1 protein-coding gene is annotated in these 1,336 nt (G+C 39.4%); it reads right to left on the minus strand.

All coding sequences use genetic code 11. The annotated features are described in order from the left end of the window. Positions 1–54: 54 nt before the first annotated feature. Positions 55–1,242, minus strand: a complete 1,188-nt coding sequence (locus ACEN4N_RS11415) for an IS256 family transposase (protein ID WP_407090182.1) — start codon at positions 1,240–1,242, stop codon at positions 55–57. Positions 1,243–1,336 lie beyond the last annotated feature (94 nt).

Below are 1,336 nucleotides of genomic sequence, written 5' to 3' on the forward strand. Positions count from 1 at the left end.
GGGAGTGTCAATAATTATGTGTAAATGAAGTACTCCTTCTATAAAATCGATTTATTAATTTGTTAATCTTTCAAACATTTTTTCTAGCTCTGCTTCAGCTTGTTGGAAGCCGCGGTGAATCCGTGTCAAAAACTTCTGATTGTACGTATCAAAACGGGAAACCAAAAAGCGATCCATAGATTCTTCATTCTGAAATTGCTCTTTACGTCGACTATACTTTTTAATTTGTTTATTAAAGGATTCAATCAAATTAGTGGAATACAAGCTCCTACGGATTGATAAAGGGAAATCGTAAAATGTAAGTAAGTTATCATTTTCTAGAATAGACTTGGCCAGTTTAGAGTAGCTACTGCGCCATTTTTCTGAGAAAGCAAGGCGAGCTTCAAGGGCCGTCTCTCGTGAATCTGCTTGATAAATCGTCTTAAAGTCTTCGCATATTTCCTTGCGATCAGCGACGCGTACTTTACTAGAAATGTTGCGAGAAACATGGACACAACAGTGTTGGTAAGCTGCTTGAGGAAAAACGTGATGAATCGTATCTTTAATACCCTTGAGACCGTCGGTCACGAAAAGAAGAACATCATTGACACCACGGTCGGATAAATCTTCCAATATCTCTTTCCATGTGACGGTCGATTCATTAGGGGCAATAGCGTATCCTAGGACTTCTTTGGCACCATCTGGTCGAATTCCCACCGCAATGTGTATGGCTTCTTTCTCAACGGTTTTCCGCTTCAAAGGAATATAGGTAGCGTCCAGATAAATGACTGCATAATGACTGTTTAGTTTACGCTTTTTGAACGCTGATACTTCTTCAGTAAAGACTTTAGTCATATTGGACATCGTTTGTGGTGTATAGTGATGACCGTACATTTTCTCAATCAAATCAGCAATTTCAGACATGGTAATACCTTTTTGAAAAAGATGAATGACGGTTTCTTCTAACGTGCCATTGGTTCGCTTATATGCAGGAAGAGTCTGTTGTTTAAATTCACCGTTGCGGTCGCGCGGAATCTGTAGATGAAGTTCGCCGTATTCTGTCTTGACCGTACGGTCATAGGACCCATTGCGTGAGTTCCCTGAATGGAAACCAATCCGATCATACTTTTCGTAATCCAAAAAGGCAGTCAGCTCTGTTCTCAGGAGCGTATTTACGGCTAATTCCAAGTGCGAACGGAATAATTCGTTCAAATCACCTTTTGTAGCTAGAGTCTGTAAGATATCTGTAGTAAGATTGTTCATAGGGAAGTCCTCTTTTCTGTGAATTTAGTGTGGTAACTCTATTCTACAGAAGGGACTTCCTTTTTTCTATTTACACAAAATATTTTACACTCTC

The sequence above is a fragment of the Ruoffia sp. FAM 20857 genome (assembly GCF_045528645.1).
In the GTDB taxonomy this organism is placed as follows: domain Bacteria; phylum Bacillota; class Bacilli; order Lactobacillales; family Aerococcaceae; genus Ruoffia; species Ruoffia halotolerans.

Coding starts and splice junctions, on each gene's coding strand:
- ACEN4N_RS11415 (WP_407090182.1), bottom strand. CDS start 1,242: ATGAACAATCTTACTACAGATATCTTACAGACTCTAGCTACAAAAGGT.